Below are 21,209 nucleotides of genomic sequence, written 5' to 3' on the forward strand. Positions count from 1 at the left end.
ATCCGGGGACTGGAGGGGTGTTGGACAAGAAGGAGCTATCCGGCGCGGATTTCGCGGCGAGGTTGCGGAGTATCAACCGGTCGCGGTGGCGTATGGAGTTTCAGCGCGAGTACGTCAGCGACACGACGATGCCGAGTGCAGGAAGTGGCTCGATGCCGGCGTAAATGGACTGGGAGTATCACCGTGATTGGATGGAGTACATGTCCAGCCTGCGTGCCGCCGGCAAGGACGTGAAGCGCATCAAGGTGGTGGATGAACCGCTCAATGACTACTGGCGCTTCACCCACGAGCAGACGGGGAGGTCGAACGAGGCGGGGGACACCACTCGATGGACCAACCGCAGAAACCTGGCCGATTGCCTGCTGCCGCCGACGGACTTCAACATCCTCGATGAAGCCGAGCTGATGCTCCTGCACTTCGACGGTGCGCTGAACCCGGCCGGATACTCCTTGGTCTCGGAACCTCGAGTGGTCGAGGCCGTCACGAAAGCCTTTCGTCGAGCCCGGGACGTTGCTGTGCCGCACGATGTCTATCGGCCTGCATCCTGAGGTGGCCGTACGACACCGGCCCTCCGAGCTGGAGGTCTGCGAGGGCGGTGGCGATCAGGTGGCGAGCTTCGGTGCCGTAGACGGACCGGTTCTGGAGGGCAGCGAAGATGCCGGCGTAGAGCGGGATCTCACTCGGGCGGGTCAGTCGGAGGCCGGCGGTCGGGGTTTCGAGCGTGACCATGGCGTCGTCCCGGATCCAGAAGCCCACATTGGAATAGCGCGACGTCTCGCCTCGCAGCGGGATCACGCCGACGCTGATGTGCGGCAGCCGCATGGCCACGGTGGCGTCGTCGTCGTTCGGCGCCTGATGGAAGGTGCGCCACCATTTCAGCACGGCGCGCATGTACCCCTCGACCTGGAACATGCCCGGAATGACGTTGATCTCGTGAACGCGGAAGACACTGGTCCGCTCGTACCGGGCGGCGGTACCGGCGTGGTAGACGCCCTTCATACCGCGCCGTACCAAGCCCTTGTACTCCCGGTACATCTTGTCCACTGCGTGCAGAGTGGCCACCAGGTCGTCCGGGTGCGCTGCCGCTCCGCAGGCGGCACACCACCCTCGAAGCTGGCGCTCCGAGGGTGCGACCCCTGCCGTTCTCGATCCGGCTGATCGAGGTGAAGTGGATGCCCGTCGCAGCCGAGAGCGCCCGGCCCGTCAGCCCCGCCGACTTGCGTAGACGGCGGAGTCGGGCGCCCAACTGCTTGCGTTGGTCATCGAGGAACGATAGCGGTTCGGTACTCATTGTGGGGGGTGCTCAGTGGCCACGCGGCCCCGAACGATCCGCGGCACATTTCCACCAGGGAGGACTCGTCGCTGTGGACGTAGCGTTCCACCGCGCCGCGCGGGTCGAAGAACAGGAGGATGACCGCTCGGCCGTCCAGGACGTAGAAGTCGGTGATCGGGACCGGCACCGCCACCAGCGCCGATCGCTCCGCCCACCGGTGATCCTCGCCAGCGACGATGATCGGTTCTCGTGCGGGAGGCGCATGAAATCGTCGTGGCTGATCGTGCGCAACGGCTACCGCCTTCCCTGCTGCGCTACGTCGTGACGAAAGACGAGCGCGGCCCGGCGAGGCACGCGTCCATTCGCTCCACCTGCCCCTTGGTGAACATGAACATGCCGGCGTCGTCGGTGTAGTCCATGTAGTTCATGAACATGTCCCCCTCCGGCGCGTTGTTGCAGGAGAGCTGCGGCCACGCCGGCCGCCCGGTGTTCGGCCCGCCCTGGTTCGGCGTGTCCGCCACGAAGTCGCTGCCGCTGCAACCCTCGCCGTCGTCGCCCCAGATGTGCCGCAGGTTCAGCCAGTGCCCGACCTCGTGCGTCGCCGTCCGCCCCAGGTCGAACGGCGCCCGGGCCGTTCCGCCGGTTCCGGTGGCCGAGTGCAGGAGGACCACGCCGTCGGTCTCCGGCGGCCCGCCGGGGAACTGCGCGTAGCCGAGCAGTCCGCCGCCGAGCTGGCAGACCCACACGTTGAGGTACCGGTCCGCCGGCCAGCCGGGCGCGCCGCCCGTCCGGGTGGACTTCACGGTGTCGTTGGCGCCGAACGCGCGGACGCTGGTCCGGGTGCGGGTGATGCCGCTGGTCGGCGACCCGCTGGGGTCGGCGGTGGCGAGCGCGAACTCGATCCGGCCGTCGCCGACCCGGTCCCGCCACACGTCGGGGACGCCGCCGAGGTCGGCGTTGCGGGAGCGGAAGTCGGCGTTGAGGACGTCGAGCTGCCGGTGTACCTGGGCGTCGTCGATGTTCTGCGCCTCGGCGTTCCAGACCACGTGGACGACCACCGGGATCGTCACGACCTCGCGCGGGCGGCCGCGGGCCCAGCCCTTGCGGCTGAAGGTGAAGCTCTCGATGTCCGCGCGGGTCTGCGCGTACACCGGGTCCGCGTCGAGCAGCCGCCGGTGGACGGCCATCGTCGCGCACCAGCCACCCGGTGGGGGCTCCTCGTCGGTGGGGGTCATGGGTCTCCCTTCGGCGTTCCGCGCGCGGTCGGCCGCCGGGGGAGTGGTGTGGGCCGACCGAGGGGGTCGGCCCACGGACCACCGGTCGCGAGGATTCGCGAAACTCCCACCCAGCACCCGTCTCCCCGCCGGCAGGGCGAGCCCCACCGTTGACGCCCATAGTGAGGGAACGGCCCCGTTGAGTCACGGGCAGTGTCGGGTGCCCGACGGATCGGTTCCCTTTTCGTACCGTGACTGGAATGATGCGAAGATTTGCCGGTCTACTCATCCGCGATCAAGGAGAGCCGCATGGCCATCGGTCACGTCCGCGTCGGTACCGGTCCGCGCCGCGTCATCGCCCTCAACGGCTGGTTCGGCGCCGCGCACAACTGGGGCGGGCTGACCGACCTCATCGACCCCGACCGGTTCAGCTACGCCTTCCTCGACTACCGCGGGTACGGCAGCCGGCGCGCCGAGACCGGCGAGTACACCCTCGCCGAGATCGCCGGCGACACTCTCGCGCTCGCCGACGAGCTGGGCTGGGAACGGTTCGCGCTGGTCGGGCACTCGATGGGCGGCGCGGCGATCCAGCGGGTGTACGCCGACGCCCCGGACCGGGTCGAGCGCCTCGCCGGCATCAGCCCGGTGTCGGCGGCCGGGTTCCCGTTCGACGCCGACGGGTGGGCACTGTTCGACGGCGCCGCCGCGGACCCGGCCAAGCGCCGGCAGATCATCGACTTCACCACCGGCAGCCGGCTGACCGGCCGGTGGCTGGACGCGATGGCGGCGTTCTCGACCTCGACCAGCGACCCGAAGGCGTTCGGCGCGTACCTGGCCGCCTGGGCGCACGCCGACTTCGCCGCGGAGGTCCGCGGGGCCGCCGTACCGGCGCTGGCGATCGCCGGCGAGCACGACCCGGCGCTGGGCCCGGCGTGGGTGGCGTCGACCTGGTGCGCGGACTACCCGAACGCCGAGTCCGCCGTGCTCACCGACGCCGGCCACTACGGCATGTTCGAGGCGCCCGTACGGCTGGCCACGCTGCTCGAGCGCTTCCTCGACTGACGGCGGCCCCGGCGCGTGCGCCGGCCGGCGGTGCGAGGAGGTCGTGGCACGGGCGCCGCATGTCGGCCAGCAAGCCGGCGACCCCCGGCAGCGGTCCGGGAGCCGCCGTCCCGCCTCATTCGCTACCGCCGGCGAGTGCAGCATGTCGCCCGGCACCACTATGGTCGGTGGCGCGGAACGGGGGACACATGACGGGGCACGTGCTCATCCAGGGTGGCGGGATCGCGGGGCCGGCGCTGGCGCACTGGCTGGTCCGCGCCGGCTTCACCGCCACCGTCGTCGAGGTCGCCCCGGCCCCGCGCCGCGGCGGCCACGCCGTCGACCTGCGCGGCGTGTGCCGCGAGGTGGTCCGGCGGATGGGCCTGCTGGACGCCGTCCTGGCCGCCCGCGCGCCCGAGCGCGGGTTCGCCTTCGTCGACGCCGGCGGCCGGCACCTGGTCGAGATGACCGTGGACGACTTCGGCGGCAAGGGCATCGTGTCGGACATCGAGATCCTGCGCGGGGACCTCGCCGACCTGCTGTACGCCGACACCCGCGACCGGGTGGCGTACCGGTTCGGCGACACCATCGCCGCGCTGCGCGACGACGGCGACGGGGTGCGGGCGACGCTGGCCGGCGGCGACGAGCTGCGGGCGGACCTCGTGGTCGGCGCCGACGGCGTCGGCTCGCCGCTGCGCGAGCTGGCGTTCGGCGCCGGCGGTGGGCATCTGCGGCCGCTCGGCGCGCACCTGGCGTACTTCACCGCGCCCTTCCCGGTCGAGGCGGCCGGCTGGATGCTCCAGTACTCCACCGGCGACGGCCGCGGCGTCGGCATCCGCGCGGGGCGGCCGGGGACGACCAACGCGATGTTCGCGTACCGGACGCCGGACGGCCACCGCGCCCCGGCCGACCCGGCGGCGCAGCGGCGGGAGCTGGCGGAGCGGTTCGCCGGGGTCGGCTGGCTGGCGCCCCGGCTGCTGGCGGCCGCGGGGTCCGCCGACGACCTGGTGGTCGCGCCGGTCGGACAGGTGCGGCTGCCGCGGTGGAGCAGCGGGCGGGCGGTGCTGCTGGGCGACGCCGGGTACTGCCCGTCGCCGATCACCGGCCTGGGGACCGCGCTGGCCCTCGTCGGCGCGTACGTGCTGGCCGGCGAGCTGCTGCTCGCCCGCGGGGACCACGCGGCGGCGGTGGCGGCGTACGAGCGGCGGCTGCGCCCGTACGTGGCGCAGTGCCAGGAGCTGCCACCCGGCGCGCTGCGCACCTTCCTGCCGGCGACGAGGCTGGCGCTGGCGGCGCGGGACACGTCCATGCGGCTCATGCTGCACTGGCCGCTGCGGCTGCTGATGGAGCGGTTCCTGTCCCGCAGCGACGCGATCGCGCTGCCGGACTACCCGTTCGCGCCCGCTCCGCCGGCGTGAATCCGGGGCGTCAAACGTGGAAAGTTCTCGATGTCGCCGGGCCCCGCGGGCGGCGCCGGTTCCTTATCATCGCCTGACCGGCCGCCGGGCGGGACCGGGCCGCCCGCGGGGCGCCGGGCGCCGCCGGGCGCACCCACCCCCGCCGGTCCCGACCGATTCGGAGTACCGCATGGCGAACCCCGGGAACCGGCTGCGCCGCCTCGCCGCAGCCTGCGCCGCCGTCGTCGTGGCGCTCGCCGCGCCCACCCCGGCCGCCGCCGCCCCGCAACCCGTCTCGCCGCAACCCGCCGAGCGCGGCCGGTCGGCGATCTACGGCGGCGGGCCGTTCTACAGCGACGGCCAGGCCGTGATGGACACGCTGCGGTCCTCCGGCTTCACCACGGTGATCCTGTGGGCGATCCACGTCCACGACAACGGCGACCTCTACTACAACGACCACCGCATCGTCGCCGACGGCAGGTACATCGGCGACGCCGGCTGGCCGAACCGGCTCCGGACGCTCAAGCAGGCCCCGACCTCGGTCGACCGGATCGAGGTGTCGGTCGGCTCCGCCGGCCCGAACGACTGGGCGGTGATCCGCAAGCTCATCGCCGCCGGGGGCACGGGCGAGAAGAGCATCCTGTACCGCAACTTCGCCGCGCTGAAGTCGGCCACCGGCGCGGACGCGCTCAACAACGACGACGAGGCCGAGTACCACCTCGACTCGACCGTCGCGTTCGCCCGGATGGGCGAGAAGCTGGGGTACCGGTTCACCTTCGTGCCGTACACGAACCGGGGCTTCTGGCGCAGCCTCAAGTCGAACCTGGGCGGCCTGGTCGACCGGGTGTACCTGCAGAACTACGCCGGCGGGCAGGGCAACGACCCCGCCGCGTGGGGCCGCGACCTGGGCCTGCCCGTCGACCCGGGCCTGTGGAGTCGGCACGGCAGCGGGTGCCGCGAGGGCGACAGCCCGGACCGCGTGCGCAGCAGGATGAAGTCCTGGCAGCAGTCGGCCGGCATCGTCGGCGGGTTCATGTGGCTGTACGACGACATGAAGGCGTGCGCCCGGGAGGGCTCGCCGGCCGCCTACGCCGAGGCCATCAACGGGATCTGATCCGCGCCGACGCCATCCGCCCGGCCGCCGCGTTATCCCCAGTGGAGCGGCGAACCGGCGGAGGGGGAGCGGCATGGCGGAGCGGCGCACCGGCGGACCGGCCGGATCGGACAGTCCGACCACGGACGTCGGCGGGCCGTGGTACCCGGTCCGGCCGCCGCGCGGCGGCGAACCGCTCGCCCGCGCCACCGACGTCGCCCCGATCGTCGCCGCGCTCACCGGCCCCGGCCCGGACCGGCACGTGGCGCTGTGCGGGCCGGGCGGCGTCGGCAAGACCGTCCTCGCCCGGGCCGCCGCCGACCGGGCCGTCCGCGCCGGCCACTTCCCCGGCGGCGCGATCATGGCGGACCTGCGCGGGGACAGCCCCACCGACCCGGTCACCCCGGCCGCGCTGCTGCGCGGCCTGCTGGCGGCCGCCGGCGCGCCGGACCGGCCGATCCCCGGCCACCCCGCCGGGGAGTACGACCGGCTGCACCGGCTGCTCGCCGACCGGCCGGCGACGCTGCTGCTGTTCGACAACGCGCTGGACTGGACGCAGATCAGCGCGCTGGCGCCCGGGCCGGACACGCCGCACCGCGTCCTGGTGACCGCGCGGGACAAGCTGACCCCGCCCGGCTTCGCCACCCGCCGGCTCGGCCCGCTGCCGCCGGCCGCCGCCGCGGACCTGCTGCGCGGCCTGCTCGCCGCCGGCGACCCCCGCCCGGCCGCCGAGCCCGCCGCGCTGCGGGCGCTCGCCGCGCGCTGCGCCGGCCTGCCGCTGGCGATCGCGCTGGTCGCCCGGACGCTGCGGCAGCACCCCGAACCGCGGATCGCCGACCTGCCCCGGCCCGCCGCCGACCCCGTCGCCGCCGACCCGGTCGCCGCCGCCGTGCGGCTGGCGCTGGCCTGCCTGGACGAGCGCCGGCCGGGGTACGCCGGCCTGTTCCCGCTGCTCGCGCTGCACCCCGGCCGCACCTTCGGCGCGGCCGCGACCGCCGACCTGCTCGGCCCGACCGCCCCCGCCGACCTCGCCGCGGAGCTGTGCCGGGCCGGCCTGATCGAGCCGGACGGCGTGCGCTGGCACCTGCTCGACCCGGTCGCCCGGTACGCCCGCGAACTGCTCGACGGCGTCGACCCCGCCGTCCGGCGGGCGGCCCGGGACCGGCTGCACACCCGGTACGCCGACCGGGCCCGCGCCGAGGCCGCGCGCGCCGGCCACCTCCTGCTGCGGCACACCCGCCCGCCCGGCTGGGCCGAGGCCGCGACGCCGGCCGGGCACGCGGCGGCGCTGCGCTGGTTCCGCCGCGCCCGCACCGCGCTGCTCGGCTGCGCCCGCCGGCTGCCCGCCGGCCCGGCCGCCCCCGACCCGGTCGAGTGGCCGCCGGCCAGCGCGGCCGTCCTGGTGGACCTCATCGAGTCGCTGGCCGGGTTCCTGCGGCACGACGGGCCGTGGGCGACGGCGGTGGAGCTGTACCGGCGGGCGGCCGACGCCGCGGCCGACCCGCTGGCCCGCGGTACCGCGCTGCACCACCGCGGCACCGTCCTGCGCCTCCAGGGCCAGCTCCCGGCCGCGTTCATCGCGCTGACCGCGGCCGAGCGGGCGTTCCGGTCGATGCCGCGCGGCCCGGTCCGCACCCGCGGCCTGGCCAATGTGCTGTACGAGCGCGGCCTGGCGTACCTGGACGCGGGCGACCACGCCCGGGCCGCGGCGGCGCTCGGGCGGGCGCTGCGGCGGTACCTGGCGGTCGGCGACGGCCCCGGTACCGCCCACGCGCACGCGGGCCTCGGCGCCGTCCGCAGCCGGGCCGAGCCGCCGGACGTCTCGGCCGCGCGTGAACACCTGGCCGCTGCGCTGGCCGGATACACCGCCCTCGGCGACGCCTCGGGTGCGGCCGCGGCGCACAGCCAGCTCAGCGAGCTCCGGCGGGCCGGCCCCCGAAGCGCGACCCCAGCAGCCCTGGCGTAAGCATCCACGACCGCACGGACGCCGTGCCGAACCAGCCCGACAGCGAGGACATGTTCGACTGTCGGGAGTCCGACAGTGGCCATCTGTCCGAAACAGCCGTGTTCGGTCCGATAGGCAATAAATAGACCGCCTTGAGCGCACCTGGTCATTCCCCCTAGGGTCTCGCGTGACACCGATCAATGCGACACGGATCCGACGCGGGGGATGGGCATGGCAACGATAATCGGGATTCGATGGCGACGTGCTGCCGCGCTGATCGGTACCCTCTGCTTGGATCGACTGCGTTGGCCGTGGCAACGTCCACCGCGCCCGTCGCCGCATCCGCCGTCGCGTCGCCGCCCGACCCTGTCGTCACCGAACTGCAGGCCCGCGCTGACGCCGCCGCCTCCGGTCGCCCTGTGGAGATCACGGCCGGCAGGAGCGAGACTCGAGCAGCGGTGGCCAACCCCGACGGCTCGATCACCGAGACCGTCCACACGGAGCCGGTGCGCACGTACCGCGCCGGGCGGTGGCACGACCTGGACCCGACGCTGCGTCGGGCATCGGACCGATCCTGGCGGCCGGTAGCGGCCGCGTTGGATGTCCGCGTCTCCGGCGGCGGCGCTGACCCCCTGCTCACCCTGCGCCGGGTCGGCCGGGAGTTGCGGCTGTCCTGGCCCGAACGCCTGCCGGAGCCCGCGGTGACCGGGGCGCGGGCCACGTACGCCGAGGTGCGCCCGGGCGTCGACCTGGTGGTCACCGTCAGCGGGAGCGCGGTGTCGCACGTACTCGTCGTCAAGGACGCCCGCGCGGCGCGCGCTCTCGCCGGCGGCGTGGAGTACGCGCTGGACACCAGCGGGTTGTCGGTCCAGCACGACGCGTCCGGCCGGCTGTCGGCCACCGACCTCGGTAGCGGCGTCGAGGTGTTCGGGAGCGCTCGGCCGCGCATGTGGGATTCGCGCGGGCTGGCTGCCACCCGGGCCGCGGACCCGGCGGCCGACCCGATGACCGATCCGCCTGCCGGTGCCCGGGTCGCCGTCCTGGACGCCGCCATCGACGACGGGCGGCTGCGCCTGAAGCCCCCGATCGCCTTTCTCGCCGAACCGGCGATCGAGTGGCCGCTCTACGTGGATCCGGTGCTGACCGGACCGAGGCGTTCGGCCTGGGCGATGGTCGCGGGCGGCGAGTACGCGAACGAGGAGTACTGGCGGTTCGACGGGGCGAAGGACGAGGGCGTCGGCCGCTGCCCGGACGGGACCTGCAACGGCGTCACGACCAAGCGGCTGTACTACACCCTCCCCACCAGTTTCCGGAACAAGACGATTCTCTCGGCCGAGTTCGCCGTGACGCAGAAGCACAGTTGGGAGGCCAAGCCCCGCAAACGGCCGATCCAGCTCTATCGAGCACTGAGCGGCATCAGCAAGAACACCAACTGGAACAACGCACCGAAGCTCGACAAACGGCCGATCAACAGCGCCTCCCCGGTGGGACGGCTCAGCTGCGCGGCGACCGCGAACCGCAACGCGCGATTCAACGCGATCAGCGCGGTTCGGCTCGCCGCCGCCTCCAACGGGCCGCTCGTCACCACATTCGGACTGCGCGCCAAGAGCGAGTCGGATGTCCGCTCCTGGCGTCGCTTCTGTGACAACGCGATGCTGACCGTGCGGTACAACACGCCGCCGAGCCAACCGGCGGCCGCCGACCTCACCGCTTCGCCGGGCGGCCTGTGTACCTGGGGGAGCGCTCGCCCGACCGTCCGGGAGAAGCCCGACCTGTACCTCATGATGCGCGATCCGGACCGTAGCAAGAACAATGCGGAGAAGCTCTCGGCCGAGGTTCGGCTGAAGTGGACGGTCGACGGGAAAACCACCGAGAAGACCGTCCCGGCGGGGAAGGCAGCCGCCGGGAGTCGGTTCACCGTCGATCTGGCCAAGGAGGCGGTCCCGGAGAACACGACGGTGCAGTGGAGCGCCCGGGCCAAGGACGAGGCAAACGTCTACAGTCCGTACAACGCCACGCCATGCGAGTTCGTCGTCGACTCCCGGGCACCGGCCGCCCCGGACATCGATTCGGAGGAGTTCCTGCCGCTCGACCACGCGGACGACACAGCGCCGAGCGGCCGGGAGAAGTGCGTACCCGACACCGAGTGGCGCGGCTACCCGGGGCGCTACGGCACCTTCCGTGCCCGGTCGACGTCCGCCGACCTCAAGCACTACCTGTTCGCGGTCGACCGCGAACCGACCCCCGACGACAGGCGGGTGCCGTCGCAGCCCGGCGGCGAGGTCAGCGAGCGGTGGATGGCGAATCGCAGCGGCACCCACACCGTGTTCGTGAAGTCGGTCGACGCCGCCGGCAACGCGAGCGCCGCTGCGGTATGCCAGTTCGCGGTGCCGCACCGGCCGGCGCTCGGCGAGTGGCGGTTCGGTGAGGAGCCGGGCGCTGCCGAGCTGGCCGACGAGCAGGACCAGCACCCGCTGGTCCCCGGTGCGGAGGTGCAGCTGCGACGCAGCGGGCCCGGCTGCGCGGGCCGTCCGGATTGCGTTACCGACGGCGCGGTGGGCTTCGCTGGCACCCCGGCCAGTCACCTCGCCACGCGTGCGGGAGTGGTCGACACCACCGGTTCGTTCGCGGTCTCCACGTGGGTGCGCCTCGCGGACGAGACCGCGTCGCGAGCTGCCGTCAGCCAGGACGGCACGGCGGGGCCGGCGTTCGGCCCGGGCTTCGACGCCGGCACCAAGCGGTGGGTATTCCGCCTGCCCCACGCGGACGGCACCGCCGCCGCGGTGGCCGGCAGCGACGCTCCGGCCCGGACCGGCGTATGGACGCACCTGCTCGGCGCCTGGGACAAGGATGCCGGTCGTGCGTACCTGGTGGTGGGCGCGCAGCAGCAACGGTCGGCGGTCGACCGGCGGGCCGGATGGGCCGGGTCGGGGCCGCTGCAGGTGGGCCGCCAACTCGTCGGTGCGGGTACTCACGGGGACCGGTGGATCGGGGAGATCGCGGCGACGGCGGTGTACGACCGGGTGGTGGTGCCGGCCGAGATCACCGAGCTGTCCCGGCGTCCCCCGGGCCGGGTCGGCTACTGGCAGCTGAACGCCGCGCCCGGCGGGGTCAGCCCCGAGTTGGGCGGGGTGGCCGGAACCGGGTTGACGGTCGGCGGGGGTGCGGTCGTGTACCAGCAGCCGGCCGGCCAGCCGGACGCCCCCGAGCCGCTGGTCGGCAGCGGACACCTGGTCCTGGACGGCCGGAACGCCCACGCCGGGTCGAGCAAGCCGATGCTGGGACTCAACGGCAGCTTCACCCTCGGTGTGCGCACGCGCCTGCCGGGGATGACCTGTGGCAAGGACATGGCCGCGGTAGCTCAGGTCGGCGCGCGGGCGAGCCTACTGGCGCTCCGCTGCTCCGCCGCGGGCCACTGGGAGCTGGTGCTGTCGGGTACGGACGCCGACAAGCCGACGTACACCACGCTCACCGATCCCGATCCCGTGGCCGCAGGGGAGGAGCTGGGGCAGCACTTGGCGGCCACGTACGACGCCGTGACCGACGAGCTGGTCCTTTGGGTGGACGGCCGCCGGGCCGCGTCAGCGAACGTCGCCGATGCGCGGCCGTGGAAGCCCGGCGGCGCCCTCCAACTCGGCCGCATGCTCGCGGGCGGTACCCAGCGCGACCCATTCGCCGGCGTGCTGGACGAACTACGCGTGTACGACGGCGTCGCCGATGCGTACGCGATCCAGGCGATGGCTTCCCCGGTGGAAGACCCGGACCTGTGAAACAGCTGCTGAATCGCCCCACGAACCGATCGCCTCGGACGGAGACATGATGAAGAACCGCATCCGGCTGCGTCGGATCGCGGCCGGCGTGACGACCCTGGCCGTCGTACTCGGCACTGCGCACGCACCTGCCAACGCCGGCCCGCGGACAGGGCTCAACCACCCGGGCGTGGCAGCCGAGAAGCCGCGTCCGGTCCGGCTGGCCCCGCCCGCCGCGCCGCTCGGCCGGGACACCTTCCAGCAGCGCCGTTCATCGAGCCTGCGTCCGGTGGCGTGGCCCGCACCCGCGGCCGCTGACATCCCGGTCGGCTCGCAGGGCGGAGCCCGCGCCGAGGTTCGGGTGGGTGGACTCCCCGTCACGCTGACGTCCGCGGGGCGCAGCGCCGCCGCCGGCACGATCCGGGTGGAGACGCTCGGGCAGGAGGTCGCCGCGCAGGCGAACGTGCACGGCGTCGTGGTTCGCGCGACGGGGCCGGCCGATCGCACGGCACACCTGACATTCGGCTACGAGGCGTTCCGGTACGCGGCCGGCGGCGACTTCGGCGGCCGGCTGCGGTTGTACCGCATGCCGGAGTGCGGCCTGCGCGGCCCGGCGGCCGGGTGCGCCGTCGCGCCGCTGCCGACCCGCAATGACACCGAGGCGCGGTCGGTGACCGCCGAGGTGCAGTTCGGTGCGGCCCCCGTGCTGCTGGTTCTGGCGGCGGCGGGTGCGTCCGGTCAGGGCGCGTATGGTGCCACGGCGTTGTCCCCCTCCTCCCAGTGGAACGTCTCGCCGGGCACGGGGGGATTCACTTGGAGCTACCCGATGCGCGCGCCGGCCACGCCGGGCGGTCTCGGCCCGGACCTGTCCTTCTCGTACAGCTCGCAGGTCACCGACGGGCGCACGGCGATGACCAACAACCAGGGCTCCTGGGTGGGCGAGGGTTTCACCTATGAGCCCGGCTACGTCGAGCGCCGTTATCGGGCCTGCGCCGACGACGGCCACAAAGAGAAGGGCGACATGTGCTGGGCGCGGGACAACGCCGTGGTCAGCCTCAATGGTCGGTCCAGCGAAATCATCAAGGTGGATGACACCGACCGCAAGGACCCGAGCGGCTTCACGGTCGACTCGACCTGGCGGTACGGCAACGACGACGGGTCCCGGATCGAGCGGTTGGTGAGCCTGACCAACGGCGACGACAACGGCGAGGGTTGGAAGGTCACGACCACCGACGGCCGGCAGTACTTCTACGGCATCGGCCAGCTCCCCGGCTGGAGCAAGGGTAAGGAGACGACCGACTCGACCTGGACCGTTCCCGTCTTCGGCGACGATGCCGGCGAGCCGTGCCACGACGCCGACTATGCCAAGGCGCACTGCCAGCAGGGCTGGCGATGGAACCTGGACATGGTCAAGGACCGCCACGGCAACGTCATGACCCTCTACTACGGCCGCGAGTCGAACACGTACGCGTTGAATGCCAAGTACGACAAGGAAGGCGTCCGGTACGACCGGGGCGGTCACCTGAAGCGCATCGACTACGGTCAGCGAGACGGCAAGATCTTCACGGCGAACGCGCCGGCGCGAGTGCAGTTCGAGGTCGCCGAGCGGTGTGTTCCCGACGCGAAGTTCGCGTGCAAGGAAGAGGACCTCACGAAGGCCAACCAGGCACGCTGGCCGGATGTTCCGTTCGACCTGATCTGCCCCACGGGGAAGAAGTGCACGGTCGGCCAGACCAGTCCCACGTTCTTCTCCCGCAAGCGATTGACGGCAGTGACCACCGAGGTACGCACCGGCAACGCTTGGAAGCCCGTGGAGTCCTGGCGTCTGGAGCAGGGTTTCCTGGACAATGCCGACGGCAGCCTGAGCCTCTGGCCGTACAAGATTCAGCATGTCGGCCAGTTCGGCGCCGACAAGCCGCTGGCCATGCCGCCGGTGACGCTGGTGCCGTCGCTGCTCGACAACCGCATCGACCTACCCGATGACGGCGTTGCGGGGATGGCCAGGGCACGCCTGGCAACGGTATTGACCGATACAGGCGCCCAGATCGATGTCAACTACGCCAAGCCCGACTGTGCCCCCGGCAACCTGCCCACCCCGGGCACGAGCACCAAGCGTTGCTTCCCGGTGATCTGGGACCCGAAGGGCACCGGCACCGAGTCGCCCGACTGGTTCCATAAGTACGTCGTCGAGGAGGTCGTCGAGCGCGATCGCACCCGCGTGGCGCCGGACGTCAAGCTCTCACCGCCGATGGTCACGCGGTACGAGTACCACGGCGCCGCCGCGTGGCGGCATAGTCACAAGGACGGCATCACCGAGCCCAAGTTCCAGACGTGGAGCGAGTGGCGGGGCTACGAGGAGGTCAGCGTTCGCACGGGCGGAGTGAACGACCTGCGGACCCACACCCGGTACACCTTCCTGCGCGGCATGCACGACGATATGAAGCCGGGCGGCGGCACCCGCCCGGCCGAGGTCGAGAACTCCGAGGGCGGTAAGCAGGTCGACCACGACGAGTTGGCCGGGTTCGAGTTCGAGACCCGAGTATTCGCCGGCGACCGTATGGTCAGCAAGACGCTCGCCATCCCGTTCCGGTATCGCACGGCGGTCGACAAGAACTGGAAGGAAAGCGGCTCCCACTTCGTCAAGCCGCAGTCCGTCCGGTCACTGACCCCGCTCACCGGCGGGAAGGTGCGCGAGACGGCGTCCACCACGACGTACGACACCGGCGGCGCGTGGCCGACCGGTCGAACGCTGCGCGTCGACAACGCCGGTGACAAGGCTGTCAAGGGCGACGAAGTCTGCATCCGTACCGAGTACGCGGACAACGGCGCGCTGCACCTGCTGGACCTCGTCCGCCGCGTCGAGACCGTCAGCGTTCCGTGCGCGACCGAGCCGCGTCGACCGGACGATGTCCTGACGGACAAGGTCGTGTTCTACGACGGCGCCTCGCGTCGGGTCGACGCTCCGGCACCCACCCGTGGTCTGGAGACGCGCACCCAGCAGCTCCGCGACTACGTCAACGCCGCGCCGCAGTACACCGACACCGCCACCGGCACGTTCGACCCCTACGGCCGTCCGTTGACGGTCACCGACGCCGGGGGATCGACAACGCGGCTGGAGTACACGGAGACCGAGGGCCTGACGACCGGCAAGGTCGAGATTTCGCCCAAGGTGGATGTCGCCGGCAAGCCGACGGAGTTCCGCAACGTCACCGAGTACTCGATTGCGTGGGGCACGCCCACCGTCGAGACCGACTGGAACGGTCGGCCATCGCGCATGACCTACGACGCGCTCGGGCGACTGACCGCCGTGGCGCTGCAGGGCCGCCCGATCACCGACCCCGACGTGAAGTACAGCTACCTCGTCCGCGACAACGCGCCGGTCGTCGTCCGTGCCGACAAGTGGGTCGACCGGCGCTGGCAGTCCGAGTTCCAGTTCTACGACGGCTTCATGCGCCCCCGGCAGCTCCAGGCGCCCGGCCCGGACGGCAACCGTCTGGTCTCCGAAATCTGGTATACCGCCACCGGCAAGCCGGCGACGCAGCACGATCCGTTCCTTGCCAAGGGAGCGGCGGCGGACGAGATGATCGCGACACCCGGCGAGCAGCTCGGCAAGCGAACCGCGTACGAGTACGACGAGCAAGACCGTGTCACGGCGACGATCCAGCTCGTCGGCAACGTGGCCAAGTGGCGCACGACGACCTCCTATGAGGGGGACCGCACACACGTCACCCCGCCGACCGGCGGGACCGCGGCCACCAGCATCACCGACGCCGCGGGGCGCGTGGTCGAGCTGAGGCAGTACCGGGGTGGTCGTCCCGAGGGCGTGTTCGACGCCACGACCTACGGGTACGACAACGCGGGACGGTTGACGACGATCAAGGACTCGGCCGGCAACACATGGCGCAACCGCTACGATCGCCAGGGCCGCCGCATCGGCGCCGTCGATCCGGACGCCGGCGAGTCGACATTCACCTATGACGCCGCCGACCGGCTGCTGACCGCGACCGACGCCCGCGGGGTCACGCTCCGGTCGGAGTACGACGCGCTCGGCCGAAAGGTGGCCTCCTACCGCAAGAATGGCGACAAGGAGACCAAGCTCGCCGCCTGGACCTACGACGTCGCCGACCGCGGGCAACTGGATTCCGCGATCCGCTATGTCGATGGGCAGGAGTACCGTACGACCACCCTCAGCCGCGACGCGCACTACCGGCCGACGAAGACCCGCCAGGTCGTGCCCGAGCATGCCGGCAAGGAACTGGCCGGACAGTACGACTTCATCACCCAGTACGACGCGGACGGCGCCGTTCGCACCAGCAACCTGCCGGCGGCCGGCGGCCTGCCCGCCGAGGTGCTGTCGTTCGAGTACGACGACTTGCGCCGTCTCAAGAAGATCCAGGGCAAGCGCGCGGCGCTGCTGACCGATGCCACCTACCTGTCCACCGGCGAGCTGCTCCAAGCGCAGGTCAAGTCCGGCAGCCGTCGGATCTGGACGACGTACACCTACGACGACACCAAGCGGGTCGACACCTTCCGCCTGACCCGGGAGGCGTACACCACCGGCGACAACCCGACACCGGACCGCCCGACCAGCGACATCCTGCAGAAGTTCGGCTACGACGACATGGGCAACGTCCTGTCGATCGCCGACACTCCGGGCACCAAGGTCAACGATATTCAATGCTTCCGGTACGACCACCTGCGCCGGATGACCGACACGTGGACCACGGACAAGCCCGCCGACGACCCGTGTGCGGGAGGTCCCGAGCGGACCGGCGTCGCCGGCCCGGCTCCGTACCACCACTCCTATGCCTATGACGAAACCGGCAACCGCACTCGAGAGGTGATTCACGGGGTCGGCGGTGAGAAGACCGTCGAGCGTACGTACGCGTACCCGGATCCGGGCAAGCCCCGCCCCCATGCGCTCACCTGGGTGACGGAGAGCGGCGAGCGCGGCGACCGGCGCTACTCCTACGAGTACAACGACGCCGGCGCCGTGACCAAGCGCGTCAGGGTCGGCGAGGAACAGAAGATCGACTGGGACGTGGAGGGCCGCGTGGCGGCCGTGACGGAGAAGGGAAAGACCACCGAGTTCCTCTACGACGCCGACGGCGCTCGCATCCTGCGGCGGGAGGCGGACAGCACAACGCTGTACGTCGGTCCGATGGAGCTGCAGCTCAACCGCAAGACCGGCGCCGTGGCGGGCACCCGCTACACCCCGCTCGCCGGTGGTGCGACGCTTGTTGAGACAGTCGCTGGCAAGCAGATACAGGTCTCCGACCACCACGGCACGGGCCAGGCGGCAATCTCGACCACCCGCAATGACATCGCCATCCGGCGCTCGACCCCGTTCGGCACACCGCGGGGAAGCCAGCCGGACGCCATGGGTTGGTTCGGGGACAAGGGCTTCGTCGGCGGCACCAAGGATCCGTCGACCGGTCTCACCGAGCTCGGTGCCCGCCAGTACGAGCCGACCACCGGCCGCTTCATGTCGGTGGACCCGATCATCGACGTGTTCGACCCGCAGCAGATGAACGGATACGCCTATGCCAACAACAGCCCGGCGAGCTTCTCGGACCCGGATGGCCTGAAGGCATGCTCGGACGACCGGTGCGGGCCGGGTGCGGACTATGTCGACAAGGACGGCAAGTACCACCACGTCGCCGGGCACAACGATGGCTGTGGCGGCTGCTCCAACGCCAAGGATCCGACGAGCAACTGGTCGGGCAGTGGGAGCAACGTGCACTACGTGCCGCCGGTATCGGCTGATGTTCTCCGAGCACGCCAGCGAGCGGCCGAGAACAAGCGGCAACTTATCGCTGTCGGCAAGCACCTCGGCAAGATTCTCGCCAAAGAGCTGGGCATCACCGACGCGCTCGACTGCGTCACCAAGGGTGATATCGGCGCCTGCGTGGCGACCGGTATCAACATCATCACTTCCGCGATCGGCGGAGCCATCGGGAAGCTCGTGGTCAAGTACGGGCTGCGGTGGAAGGCGTTGGCGCAGGTCGTCAAGACCGTGAAGAACCTCGGTGCCCAGCTGATCGACTTGGTGGGCGAGTTCTTCCAGACGCGCAAGGCACTACGCGCGGCCGAGGCGAGTTTCGAGCGGTATACCAAGCTGACCGACGGCGGCTCATGCGTCAGCAACAGCTTCGTGCCCGGAACATTGGTGCTGATGGCGGACGGCAGCAAGAAGCCCATCGAGAAGGTCAAGACCGGTGATCGGGTTCGAGCGAGTGATCCGGAGCGGGGGAGAGCCGGGTCCCGCGAGGTGGTCGCGACAATCGTGGGTCACGGGGCGAAGCGGTTGGTGACGCTCACTATCGACGTCGATGGGTCGCGCGGTGATCGGACGGAGAAGATCGTCGCCACGGCGGGTCATCCGTTCTGGGTGGCCAGCCGCCAGCAGTGGATGGCTGCCTCTGAACTGAAGGCCGACATGACACTGCAGTCGCTCCGGGGCGGAGACGTACGCATCCTGGCTGCTCGTGTCGCGACGGTGGCTGCGACGGTACATAACCTCACGGTAGCCGACATTCACACTTACCATGTACTAGCCGGCAACACCCCAGTCCTGGTCCACAACTGCGGCGGAGGCTTCAAGAAGGAAGTTTCTGCTGATGAGATCGATGACATTAACCGCAGTGTCGGCGGCGTAACCGAGCTAAATGGGTCGGCTTCTAACGCGCTGGCTAACGCCGCCCGATACAACAGCTTCTGGGAGAAGTCGGCGGTGATGATCCGGGACATCGCTGGCTCGCACATGTACAACGACGGAAATAAGCGAACGGCACATACAGTTGTGTCCGAACTAATGAAGAGAAATAACGTCATCAGCGGGCCGAACTCAAATGAGCTCTGGTCGGTAATTGGTAAGGTGGCCAACGCAAACGCCAAGGGCCATACGAACGATATCGGCCAAATCGCCCGCATGTTGAGGGGGTACTAGTGCTAGATACGGGCTTGGGCCTGCCGGAACTCATGCAGGAGCTCGGCCAGCGTGGCGTCACGATGGTCCTGAAGGTTGATGGAGAACGTTCTGGATTCGGCCAGCGTCCTTGGACGGTTGTGGTGTCCGGTGCCGGCCTCGGTGAAGGGAACTCCTTCCATGCCGATTTCAGGACTTTCCGAGAGGCTCTGGATTTCACCATAGACAATTTGAGGGGCCTTCAAGGCGATTGGACTTGGTTGGATAAATATCCAGTCAGTTAAGTCCTCAGCCTCGCTCGCGCGGGTAATGAATGCCGGTTGATGCACAAAAGATCGGCATCTTGAATGTGAGACCCGAACCTATTCGGGCCACGGAATACGAGATGGCCCGGTTGCCACACGCAGCCGGGCCATCTCGCTGCGTAATCAATCGTCCCGGCGCGTACGGGGTCTGTCAAACGAACGGTGTAACGCCGGTTGTTGAGGACGACTTGCGGCCTGGGGACCGGCGTCCTTCGAAGGCGATGTCGAAGGCGTTGAGGGCGGGTTTCCAGCGCATGGTCTAGCGGCGGCGGCCTTGGCCGGTGGGGTCGAGACTCATCACGGCGAGGTAGACGCATTTGAGTGCGGCGGCCTCGTTGGGGAAGTGCCGCGGGCGCGGACGGCGCGGCGGATTCGGGCGTTGACGGACTCGATCGCGTTGGTGGAGCAGACCACGGTGCGGATCTCGGTGTCGAAGGCCGGGAAAGGCGTGAACTCCGCCCACGCGTTGGTCCAGAGCCGGACGATGGCCGGGTATTTGCTGCCCCAGGCGTCGGTGAACTCGGCGAAGCGGGTCTTCGTGGCGGCCTCGGTGGGTGCGGTGTAGACCGGACGAAGCGCCTTGGCGATGGCGTCCCAGTGCTGACGACCCGCGTAGCGGAATGAGGCCCGTAGCAGATGGATCACGCAGGTCTGCACCACCGCGCCGGCCAGACCTCGGCGATCGCGTCGGGTAGGCCCTTGAGGCCGTCACAGACGACCATGCACGCATCCGCGACGCCCCGATTCTTCAGCTCCGTCAGGACCTGCAGCCAGAACTTGGCGCCTTCACCCCCGTCGCCGGCCCACAACCCGAGGATGTCGCGGGTGCCCTCGACGGTCACCGCCAAGGCCACGTAGATCGGCCGGTTGGCGACCTTCCCCTCGCGGATCTTCACATACACGGCGTCCAGGAAGATGACCGGATACACGGCGTCCAGAGGCCGGTTCTGCCACTCGGCCATGCCCTCGACGACCTTGTCGGTGATCGCCGAGATCGTCTGCCGGGATACCTGCGCGCCATACACCTCGGCCAGGTGCGCCGCGATCTCCCCGGTCGTCAAGCCCTTGGCCGACAGCGAGATCACCATGTCCTCGACCCCCGGACAGCCGCCGCTGGCGCTTCTTGACGATGGTCGGCTCGAACGAGCCGTTGCGGTCACGCGGGACGGTGACCTCGACCGGACCGATCTCGGTCAAGACGGTCTTGGCCCGGGCGCCGTTGCGGCTGTTGCCGCCGTTATTGCCCACCGGATCGCCCTTGTCATAACCGAGGCGGTCGCTCAGCTCGCCTTCCAGCCCGGACTCCAAGACCCGCTTGGTCAGCTGCTGCAGCAGCCCGCCCTCCCCGGTCAGCTGCACCCCCGCGGTCCGGGCCTGCTCCACCAGCCGGCCGACCAGCTCGCCGTCAACCCCGTCCACCGGCGGCTGCGCCGCATCGATCTTCTTCGCCACCGCGGCAGTATCCACGCCGGCCGTTGCTGCTTCGCTCATCAGGTGCTGCTCCCTTGATCAGGAGTTACACCGTTCGTCTTACAGTCCCCGCGGTGAGCCGACAGCCCGCGGGGGACCGCCGGCTCACCGCGGGTCGGCGCGGCTCGTCAGGTCACCGCGCGCCGTGCGGGACCCGGTCCGCTCGGCCCCTGCTCACCAGGCCCAGCGCTGGTAGTTGCCGCCGTTGCAGCCGAGCGTGTAGGCCTCGCCCTTGCCGTTGCTGTCGAGGCAGCGGCCGGTGGCGACGTTCTTCGCCTCCCAGCCGTACCGGGTCGAGGTGAGCTGCCACTCCTGGTAGGAGCCGTCGTTGCAGGGCAGCGTGTAGGCCTCGCCCTTGCCGTTGCTGTCCAGGCAGCGCCAGGTCTGGACGTTGACGAACTTGACGCCGTACCGCCCGTTCTCCCGCCGCCAGTTCTGGTAGTTGCCGCCGTTGCAGGCGAGCGTGTAGGCGTCGCCGGCGCCGTTGCTGTCCAGGCAGAGCAGCGCGGCGACGTTCTTGACGGTGCCGCCGTCGACCGCCGCGCCGGCCGGCGCGGCGGTCAGTGGACCGGACACCAGCGCGGTCGCCGTGGCCGCGGTGGCGAGCAGAGTGATGAGCTTCATGGGTTCCTCCGTGTGGTCGGTCCGGCCGTTGCCGGCTCCGGTGATGGGCCGTGCGGGCGGCGTTGGCTGCCGGGGTGCGGTTCCTGTGGCTCGGCCGCCTGCCGCACCAACGCTCCGGCAGCCGCTCGGTACGGAACAAGCGGCCGGGACGCCGCGGGACGCCCGGGACG

Annotated in this window: 13 protein-coding genes and 2 pseudogenes; 8 read left to right on the plus strand and 7 right to left on the minus strand. The window is 70.8% G+C overall.

What is annotated here, in order from left to right; genetic code table 11:
• The first annotated feature begins 191 nt into the window (after positions 1–191).
• Entirely contained in the window at positions 192–548 is a 357-nt protein-coding gene (locus tag IEY94_RS03400) for a DUF6879 family protein (RefSeq protein WP_189168502.1), read from the plus strand.
• Here the strand turns inward: IEY94_RS03400 and IEY94_RS03405 are convergent.
• The 3 genes and pseudogenes from IEY94_RS03405 to IEY94_RS24220 all read right to left on the minus strand — a co-directional run bounded on the left by IEY94_RS03405 (position 481) and on the right by IEY94_RS24220 (position 1,460).
• Positions 481–1,044 carry a DUF5753 domain-containing protein gene (locus IEY94_RS03405; RefSeq protein ID WP_229783335.1) on the minus strand — a complete coding sequence of 188 codons (564 nt, stop codon included), beginning with the start codon at positions 1,042–1,044 and terminating at the stop codon, positions 481–483. The genes IEY94_RS03400 and IEY94_RS03405 overlap by 68 nt on opposite strands.
• A 136-nt stretch (positions 1,045–1,180) precedes the next feature.
• A pseudogene (locus tag IEY94_RS23275) lies at positions 1,181–1,291 on the minus strand (hypothetical protein); the annotation flags it as partial.
• The gene (locus IEY94_RS24220) at positions 1,260–1,460 is read right to left on the minus strand and encodes a DUF6879 family protein (RefSeq protein WP_373291206.1); all 201 of its coding nucleotides are present in this window, start codon (positions 1,458–1,460) and stop codon (positions 1,260–1,262) included. The gene IEY94_RS24220 and the pseudogene IEY94_RS23275, both read right to left, overlap by 32 nt.
• Here IEY94_RS24220 and IEY94_RS03410 point away from each other — a divergent pair.
• Positions 1,365–1,598 carry a hypothetical protein gene (locus IEY94_RS03410; protein WP_189168503.1) on the plus strand — a complete coding sequence of 78 codons (234 nt, stop codon included), beginning with the start codon at positions 1,365–1,367 and terminating at the stop codon, positions 1,596–1,598. The genes IEY94_RS24220 and IEY94_RS03410 overlap by 96 nt on opposite strands.
• On the opposite strand, the gene IEY94_RS03415 is transcribed toward IEY94_RS03410, so the two are convergent.
• Entirely contained in the window at positions 1,588–2,508 is a 921-nt protein-coding gene (locus tag IEY94_RS03415) for a zinc metalloprotease (protein WP_229783272.1), read from the minus strand. The genes IEY94_RS03410 and IEY94_RS03415 overlap by 11 nt on opposite strands.
• Positions 2,509–2,796: 288 nt before the next feature.
• Here IEY94_RS03415 and IEY94_RS03420 point away from each other — a divergent pair, with 288 nt between their 5' ends.
• The 6 genes from IEY94_RS03420 (at position 2,797) to IEY94_RS03445 (ending at position 18,661) form a co-directional block, all read left to right on the plus strand.
• Positions 2,797–3,549: an alpha/beta fold hydrolase gene (locus IEY94_RS03420; RefSeq protein WP_189168504.1), complete on the plus strand. Its 753-nt coding sequence runs from the start codon at positions 2,797–2,799 to the stop codon at positions 3,547–3,549.
• A 188-nt stretch (positions 3,550–3,737) separates the two neighbouring features.
• Positions 3,738–4,946 carry an FAD-dependent monooxygenase gene (locus IEY94_RS03425; protein WP_189168505.1) on the plus strand — a complete coding sequence of 403 codons (1,209 nt, stop codon included), beginning with the start codon at positions 3,738–3,740 and terminating at the stop codon, positions 4,944–4,946.
• Between the two features lie 169 nt (positions 4,947–5,115).
• Positions 5,116–6,039 (plus strand): hypothetical protein, encoded by a 924-nt coding sequence (locus IEY94_RS03430; protein WP_229783273.1) that lies wholly within the window; start codon positions 5,116–5,118, stop codon positions 6,037–6,039.
• 73 nt (positions 6,040–6,112) lie between these two features.
• Positions 6,113–7,984 (plus strand): NB-ARC domain-containing protein, encoded by a 1,872-nt coding sequence (locus IEY94_RS03435; RefSeq protein WP_189168506.1) that lies wholly within the window; start codon positions 6,113–6,115, stop codon positions 7,982–7,984.
• A gap of 398 nt (positions 7,985–8,382) precedes the next feature.
• Positions 8,383–11,733: a LamG-like jellyroll fold domain-containing protein gene (locus IEY94_RS03440; protein WP_189168507.1), complete on the plus strand. Its 3,351-nt coding sequence runs from the start codon at positions 8,383–8,385 to the stop codon at positions 11,731–11,733.
• Positions 11,734–11,782: 49 nt separating this feature from the next.
• Complete coding sequence (locus IEY94_RS03445; protein WP_189168508.1) at positions 11,783–18,661, plus strand: polymorphic toxin-type HINT domain-containing protein; 6,879 nt, start codon at positions 11,783–11,785, stop codon at positions 18,659–18,661.
• Between the two features lie 2 nt (positions 18,662–18,663).
• Here IEY94_RS03445 and IEY94_RS03450 read toward each other — a convergent pair whose 3' ends face one another.
• From IEY94_RS03450 to IEY94_RS03460, 3 genes and pseudogenes are all read right to left on the minus strand, one after another.
• Positions 18,664–18,969, minus strand: coding sequence for a hypothetical protein (locus IEY94_RS03450; RefSeq protein ID WP_189168509.1), 306 nt, complete (start codon positions 18,967–18,969; stop codon positions 18,664–18,666).
• 127 nt (positions 18,970–19,096) lie between these two features.
• Positions 19,097–20,436: pseudogene (locus IEY94_RS03455) on the minus strand (IS256 family transposase).
• A gap of 153 nt (positions 20,437–20,589) precedes the next feature.
• Positions 20,590–21,039: an RICIN domain-containing protein gene (locus IEY94_RS03460; protein ID WP_189168510.1), complete on the minus strand. Its 450-nt coding sequence runs from the start codon at positions 21,037–21,039 to the stop codon at positions 20,590–20,592.
• Positions 21,040–21,209 lie beyond the last annotated feature (170 nt).

This window comes from Pilimelia anulata, assembly GCF_014647895.1.
Classification (GTDB): domain Bacteria; phylum Actinomycetota; class Actinomycetes; order Mycobacteriales; family Micromonosporaceae; genus Pilimelia; species Pilimelia anulata.

Coding starts and splice junctions, on each gene's coding strand:
- IEY94_RS03400 (WP_189168502.1), top strand. CDS start 192: ATGGAGTACATGTCCAGCCTGCGTGCCGCCGGCAAGGACGTGAAGCGC.
- IEY94_RS03415 (WP_229783272.1), bottom strand. CDS start 2,508: ATGACCCCCACCGACGAGGAGCCCCCACCGGGTGGCTGGTGCGCGACG.
- IEY94_RS03420 (WP_189168504.1), top strand. CDS start 2,797: ATGGCCATCGGTCACGTCCGCGTCGGTACCGGTCCGCGCCGCGTCATC.
- IEY94_RS03425 (WP_189168505.1), top strand. CDS start 3,738: ATGACGGGGCACGTGCTCATCCAGGGTGGCGGGATCGCGGGGCCGGCG.
- IEY94_RS03430 (WP_229783273.1), top strand. CDS start 5,116: ATGGCGAACCCCGGGAACCGGCTGCGCCGCCTCGCCGCAGCCTGCGCC.
- IEY94_RS03435 (WP_189168506.1), top strand. CDS start 6,113: ATGGCGGAGCGGCGCACCGGCGGACCGGCCGGATCGGACAGTCCGACC.
- IEY94_RS03445 (WP_189168508.1), top strand. CDS start 11,783: ATGAAGAACCGCATCCGGCTGCGTCGGATCGCGGCCGGCGTGACGACC.
- IEY94_RS03460 (WP_189168510.1), bottom strand. CDS start 21,039: ATGAAGCTCATCACTCTGCTCGCCACCGCGGCCACGGCGACCGCGCTG.